General features: G+C 53.2%; 6 protein-coding genes. 4 read left to right on the top strand and 2 right to left on the bottom strand.

Annotated elements, in window-relative coordinates; all coding sequences use genetic code 11:
• Positions 1–1,356: DUF5682 family protein (locus NP596_RS18655; RefSeq protein ID WP_256616912.1), on the top strand; the 1,356-nt coding region annotated here is incomplete at its 5' end.
• Positions 1,346–2,515 (top strand): VWA domain-containing protein, encoded by a 1,170-nt coding sequence (locus NP596_RS18650; RefSeq protein WP_256616911.1) that lies wholly within the window; start codon positions 1,346–1,348, stop codon positions 2,513–2,515. The genes NP596_RS18655 and NP596_RS18650, both read left to right, overlap by 11 nt.
• A gap of 537 nt (positions 2,516–3,052) precedes the next feature.
• Here NP596_RS18650 and NP596_RS18645 read toward each other — a convergent pair.
• A complete protein-coding gene (locus tag NP596_RS18645; protein WP_256616910.1) occupies positions 3,053–3,232 on the bottom strand; it encodes a hypothetical protein in 180 nt (59 codons plus the stop codon).
• 562 nt (positions 3,233–3,794) lie between these two features.
• Here NP596_RS18645 and NP596_RS18640 point away from each other — a divergent pair.
• Together NP596_RS18640 and NP596_RS18635 are read left to right on the top strand one after the other, a co-directional pair.
• Positions 3,795–4,469: a lamin tail domain-containing protein gene (locus NP596_RS18640; protein ID WP_256616909.1), complete on the top strand. Its 675-nt coding sequence runs from the start codon at positions 3,795–3,797 to the stop codon at positions 4,467–4,469.
• A 59-nt stretch (positions 4,470–4,528) separates the two neighbouring features.
• Positions 4,529–5,491, top strand: coding sequence for an SdiA-regulated domain-containing protein (locus NP596_RS18635; RefSeq protein WP_256616908.1), 963 nt, complete (start codon positions 4,529–4,531; stop codon positions 5,489–5,491).
• A gap of 537 nt (positions 5,492–6,028) precedes the next feature.
• Here NP596_RS18635 and eno read toward each other — a convergent pair.
• The coding region (gene eno, locus NP596_RS18630; protein ID WP_256616907.1) for a phosphopyruvate hydratase at positions 6,029–7,139 on the bottom strand (1,111 nt) is incomplete at its 5' end.

The following is a 7,139-nucleotide window of genomic DNA, read 5'->3' as shown; positions in this document are numbered from 1 at the left end:
GAAGGCCTACCGGCCTCCACCGCCGCAGTCATCGAAGCGGTCAGGCTTTCGGGTGCATTGGCGGCCTTACGTGGCCGGGCTTCGCCGGGTCTGGCGGAAATGAACGACGCCAGCCTGGCGGTGATGTGCGGCGGCGACGCCTTGCCGTTACTTTTGATCGGCGAGCGCCTGGTTATTGGCACCGCAGTCGGTGAAGTGGCCGAAGATGTGCCGCAGCCGCCGCTGCAAGCCGATTTGACCAAGCTGTTGAAAAAGTACCGGCTGCCCATGGAAACCTCGGTGTCCGAATTGTCTTTGGATTTGCGCGCCGAAGCCGGCATCGCCAAATCAGTACTGTTCAACCGCTTGACGCTGCTGGACATTCCTTGGGCGACATTGCTCAGAAACTCCGGGCGCGGCACGTTTCGAGAGCATTGGAAACTCTGTTGGGACCCAGTATTCGGCATACGCTTGAATCAAGCCATCCGCTTCGGACCGACGATAGAAAAGGCCGCGCAAAACGCCGCACTGGACCGCATCGGTCAAACCCAAACCATCGCCGAGGCCGCGGCGTTAATCGAAAACTGTCTGCTGGCCGATCTGCCGCAGGCCGCCGAACAAGCCATCGGCCGGCTGGAGTCCTTATCGGTACAAGGCAACGAAGTCGAATATCTGATCGACGCCGTGATCCCATTGATATTCATCCTGCGTTACGGCACCGCCAGGCCGATTCCGGAGGAAGCGCTGAGAGCTTTGGCGCTTAGCATGGTCAGAGAAGCCTTGATCCGCCTGCCTTATGCGACGCATAACATCGACGAACAAGCAGCCTCGGCGATGCTGAAACGCTTGCAGGATTTCCATCATGCGCTGCCGCTACTCGACGATAGTCTGCTGGAAAAATGGCGCAACGTATTACACGGTCTTTTGGCCGGCACCTTGAGCCATCCCGGTATTCGCGGACAGTCGGCCCGTTTTTTGTACGACGACAGCCGACTGCCGAACGAAGAATTGCACAAATGGTTGTCCGAGGCTTTGTCTTACGGCACGCCGCCCTTGGACGGCGCCCGCTGGTTGGAAGGCTTTTTATCCGGCAACGCCGACGTGATTTTGCTCGATGCAACCCTGTTCGGATTGATGGACCAATGGTTAACGGAACTGACCGAAGACACCTTTATAGAGACCTTGCCACTGATTCGCCGGGCATTTTCAGGTTTCGGCGCCGGGCAAAGGCAGCGTTTGCTGCACAAGATTAGGTCGGGCGACGGGAAAAGCGGCCCGGTCGGGAGCGAAATCGACGACGAACGCGGGCGCGAATATTTTCAACAAGCCTTGCCGCTATTGGAATCGATACTGGGTTTGAACGAGCATGAACGATAAACAAACACGCATCAGGCGTTGGCGTTTAGCCTGCGGCGGCGATGAACAAAGTGCCGCCGGCGACGGTTTGAGCGAGCGCGACCAGCGCATCGAGCAGGCCTTGAACGCGCTTTACCTTGCGGATCAACAAGGCGGCGGCAAGAAAGGCAAAGGTGGCCTGGGCGGCTCGTCGCCGAGGGTCGCGCGCTGGCTGGGCGACATCCGCGAATTCTTTCCGGCCCCGGTCGTGCAAGTCGTACAAAAAGACGCCTTCAACCGTTTGGGCTTGAAACAAATGCTGATGGAGCCGGAATTTTTGGCGGCATTGGAAGCCGACGTGCATTTGGTCGCCGACCTATTGAGTCTGGGCCGGGTGATGCCTGAAAAAACCAAACACACGGCCCGCCAAGTCGTGGCCAAGGTCGTTGCGGAACTGATGCAAAAACTGCAAAGCAAAACCGTGCAGGCCGTGCTGGGCGCCGTCAACAAAGCCAAACGCACTCGCAGGCCACGTTTTGGCGACATCGATTGGCATAAAACCATAACCGCCAACCTGCGGCATTATCAGCCGGATTACAACACGGTGATTCCGGAAACCCTGCACGGCTATGCCCGCAAAAAAAGCCAGGCGCGGCTGGACGAAGTGGTGCTGTGCATAGACCAATCGGGCTCGATGGCGAACTCGGTGGTGTATTCGGCGATATTCGCCGCAGTGATGGCGTCTATCCCTTCATTGAAAACCCAATACATCGCCTTCGATACCAGCATCGTCGATTTGACCGAACAACTGGCCGACCCGGTCGACGTGTTGTTCGGCGTTCAACTGGGTGGCGGTACCGACATCAACCAGGCGCTGGCTTATTGCGATAGTAAAATCACCCGACCGGCCTTGACCCACTTTATCTTGATTTCCGATTTGTTCGAAGGCGGCAACAATGACGAGATGCTGGGGCGCTTGCAGGCAATGATCAACAAAGGCGTCAACGTCATCGTGTTGCTGGCGCTCAGCGACGACGGCAAACCCGGCTACCACGACGGAAACGCCAGGGCGATGGCGGCGATGGGGGCGCCGGTATTCGCCTGCACTCCGGACCAGTTTCCGGATTTGATGGCGGTAGCCTTACTAAGAGGCGACATCGTCGCCTGGGCGGCGGCGAACGAGATTAGCGTGGTCGTTTGATCACTAAGCAATAAGCCTCGTAATCGTACGAAGTAGAATTAGGAGGACTGTTCACAAGGGGCGGCTACAATCAGTGATGACTGGCCGCTTTCGGGAATCGGAATTTCATTGACTGCTTTCCGGCGATGAGTCTGAAGAGAAGACGGTCGCCAGGCGACCCAAACCAGCCTATCGCGCTTCTCCAAATCGGTCATTCAGCGAAATAAAGATTCCTGGAGCTGCAGGACTACAAAGCTGACGTTGGTGACCTCAACCAATCGGCCAAAACCAGCCGGTCGAGGTAACGTTCCAATTTCAATAGGTAAGGCAACCTGTGACCCAGCCGGCTGTCCGGTATTCGGCGAGCAAATTGATAAAGCCTCGGTCTGTTTTATTTGGTGGGTGATGGCCTACGAAAGCAACTCACTATTGAATTTCCAATGATCACTGATGGTTGCTGGCGATTACCCCTGCAGTGCTGCCAACTGGTTAGACAGCTACTATTCCAAAACGCTAAAGCCGCTTGGTTTCGGGTTGCTTCTAAGCCGAGTCGTTCGATTATTTTTCAAGTGTTAGCTTAATAACCTGATCACTAAGCACTTTATCCTTCACCAACAAATCAGCCAACGTAGCTATGACCTTGCGCAGCTTTAACCCATTGAATCTTGAAAAGTCCTTTAGTTTTTCATAGGTCTCATCATCCAAAGCTACTTTCTTTCTATCATCATCTGAAGACATCGTCCCTCCTACAAACTATGCAAATTATCGTGAGCTATAGCTTACAAACTAACATATTTCCGATTTTGTAGTCACCGTGGCATTCAGCCAAATCCATAACCAACACGCTTTAATTTCTCTGGGTTCGAGTGGTTTAATTTACAAACAGCCTTTCAGGCTTTTAAAGGTGTGTAAGCAGTACCTGACCCGTTAACTGGTGCAACTATTAGCCGACACCACCGGCAACCTCTGCGATGCTTTAGGCATCTGACAGGAAGTGAACAAAGACGGCGTGAACTTAAAGAAAATCGTCCGTTCGACTTTCATCATTGACGAAGACTGTAAACTTGAGTGCCCTTGCGGCTGCATAAAGATCAAAAGATCGGATTACTGAGACAAACTAACCCGACCTATGTCCTAGTCAACTGCGACATTGATTCAAACCACTTTCCAGGCGCAACACAGTGCCAAAAAGTAATAACCGTGTCACATTTTTTCAGTATCTTCCGACCAAGATGACCCTTTCGGCGCGAGAGGTGCCGTCTGTCGTATTTAACTTAACCTAACTTTTTCGGAAGATACCATGTTAGCCAAAAAATTCAGCCATGCCGCCGCTTACGGCGTATTAGCCGCCTCTGCCTTGTTTGCTTCTTCTGCCTCGGCTTCAACCGTCGCCATTACCGAATGGATGTATAACGGCGACGAATTCATTGAATTCACCAACCTGACCAGCGCTGCCGTGGATTTCACCGGCTGGAGTTTCGACGATGATTCACGTATTGCCGGTACCGTGAGTTTGTCGGCCTTTGGTTTGGTTGCATCTGGAGAATCGGTGATTCTGGCTGAGAGCGCTGCCAGCGATTTCAGAAGCAACTGGGGCTTGTCTGCTTCAATCAAAATCATCGGCGGCAACTTAACCAATTTGGGCCGCAATGACGAAATTAATCTCTTCAACGCCTCCAATGCCTTAGTAGACCGCCTGAGTTACGGCGACGGTAATTTCCCCGGTACTATCCGTACCCTAGACATTAGCGGCAACCCAAGCAATCTGTCGGTTCTGGACCAAGACAACGTGACCGCCGCCTGGGCCCTGTCCGTAATTGGTGACAGCTTTGGCTCCTTTGCTAGCACCGGTGGGTTTATCGGCAACCCCGGTCAATTCGCCTTGGCACCTGCGGCAGTTCCGGTTCCAGCCGCTTTCCCGATGATGCTAAGCGCATTGGCCGCGTTTTCGTTGAGCCGCAAGAAGCGCGCTTAATTCGTCAAAACATTGGCAAATTAATCATTTAGTAGAACCCCAATTTCAGGAATTTCATTTTGAAACTCAATACACTATTTGCTGCAATCTCTTTTGCGGTTTTCGCAAGCGGCGCCAACGCGGCTGCTTCGCTAAATTTGGTCAACTATCAACTGACCGGCAATTATGCGCTAGATACGTTGGGCGGCATGGGGCTGGAGGCTTCCGCAGTAACTTACGCCCGCGACCGTAACTCGTTGTTCGTGGTCGGCGACGAAGGTCTTGGCGTTGTAGAAGTCTCTCTCACCGGCCAGACGCTAGGCACTATGGCTTTTAACTGGACAAGCACCGGTAGCACCAATAACGATGCGGAAGGCCTGACCTATCTGGGTAACGGTCAACTGGTGGTCGTTGACGAACGCCCACAGATTGCATATCAGTTTGGTTATAATGCCGGCGGTACCGTGGACTTGAATAATCAACCAAAGGTCGCGATTACCGGTAGCACTGTCAGCGTCGGTAATGTCGGCACCGAAGGTATCAGCTTCGATCCGCGTGACGGCAGCTTTTATTCGGTCAAACAAGACAATTCCGCTCAATTGCGCAAAAGCACACTGAACTTTGCGGCCGGCTTCGGCACTGCTACAACGACTACGCCGTTTTCCGGAACCAGTTCGTTGTTTGGTTTGAACAGTTTGTCCGACGTGCAAACCTTGTCGCCAATCGACAGCCTAGCCGCCAGCGCCGCGGCCGATAACCTGCTGATCCTGAGTCTGGATTCAAAGATGCTGGCGGAAATTTCGCCGTTCACCGGCCAAGTACTCAGCAGTTTCGATCTGGCTAGCGTAACCGCTCAAGCTATCGAAGGCGTGACTGTCGACTATTTGGGCAATATCTATCTGGTTGCCGAGAATAACGGTACGTCCTATACCAATTCGCGCTTGTTTGTGCTGACCCCTACAGCAGTGCCGGTTCCCGGCGCAGTATGGTTGTTCGGCTCAGCGTTGATCGGTTTCCTTAAGATCGGTCGGAAAAAAGTTTAACTGTCTCGACATTCCCTTTAGCAAAGGGTGGGCATGATTTTCCTACCCACTCGAAATTAAAGCTGTGACGGCGGGCAGAACAGCACTGCCCACCCCACTTTTTGATGTTCGGTTTGGATCGACTAAACCACCTGATTCGGCAAAACCAGCCTGCTGGCATCGTCCACAACCGGTAATAAAACCCCTGTGTGTCATACAATCCCTGATGGCCGCCTTCCCCGACGATGCGAAATAAGTCGATCCAACGGTTGAAATATTCCTGCCAGACTCTTCTGATTTGTTGATTGAACGGATTGCGAACCTTCGATCTGCACATTACCGGCCACTTGGGGAGGGAAAGCCAATCATACGTTGAACGGCAGCTTTTCGAGCTTCACGTGACATTACATTGAAATTCTTGATTGTCCCTTATGGCGGTTGAGTGAAGTCGCCAATGGCTGTATATGGACACCTCCCGTTTTGCAAGCAAAAATCACCTTTAGTTATTAGGTACGACTGCAAGCAGAGAAGCAGCGGTTTTCTTTTCGTCTTCGATAATCAGGATGCGCATGGTAGAACGTTTCTACGCCCCCCAAACGTCGCCGATTCACCCAGCAATTCTTCAATTCGCATCAGTTGATTGTATTTCTCCACCCGTTCACCGCGACAGGGCGCACCGGTTTTAAGGTGGCCGGTATCTAAAGCTACGGTAAAATCGGCAATAAAACTGTCGACTGTCTCACCGCTACGATGGGACACCATCGCCCCCCAATCGGCGGCATAAGCGGTTTTTACGGCGGCCACCGTTTCCGTCAATGTGCCGATCTGGTTAAGCTTGATTAGTACCGCATTGGCCACGTTTTCTTGAATGCCTCGCTCAATTCGTTTTACATTAGTGACAAACAGATCGTCACCGACCAGTTCGATTTTGTGGCCGAGCGTCTGGTTCAGTTGTTTCCAGCCATCCCAGTCATCCTCAGCCAATCCATCCTCTATCAGCGAAATAGGGTATTTGGCGACCCACTCGGCATACATCGCCACCATTTCGGCGGCAGTGACTTTCCGGTTCTCGGTGCGCAGATGGTAAAGTCCATCTTCATAGAAACCGCTGGACGCCGGATCAAGCGCCAGAACCACATCGTCGCCGGGGCGATACCCGGCGCCTTCAATGGCTTTGACGATCAGATCCAGCGCATCGGAGTTGCGTTTCAAGGCGGGCGCAAAGCCGCCTTCGTCGCCCAAGCCGACTGAATAGCCGCCGTCTTTGAGCAGTTTTTTCAGATAATGATAAACCTCAGCCCCCCAACGCAAGGCTTCGGCGAAGTTGGGCGCACCGACCGGTGCGATCATGAATTCTTGCAAGTCCGGGCCCTGCCAGTTGGCATGCACGCCACCGTTGAGAATGTTGAACATCGGTACCGGCAAGCGGCAGGCGGTTGCACCGCCCAGATAACGAAATAACGGCATCTGGCAGGCATCGGCGGCGGCGCGGGCTACGGCCAGACTAACCCCCAAAATGGCATTGGCGCCGAGTTTGCCTTTGTTCGGCGTGCCGTCCAATTCCAATAAGGTATTATCCAGCGCCGTTTGATTCAGCGCATCCAAGCCGGAAATAGCGGCGGCAATGGCACTATTGACGTTGTTGACTGCTGTTTTCACACCCTTGCCT

It is taken from the genome of Methylomonas rivi, assembly GCF_024505165.1.
GTDB lineage: Bacteria > Pseudomonadota > Gammaproteobacteria > Methylococcales > Methylomonadaceae > Methylomonas > Methylomonas rivi.
Note: the sequence above shows the minus strand (reverse complement) of the source record. Positions and strands in the feature narration are given on the sequence as shown.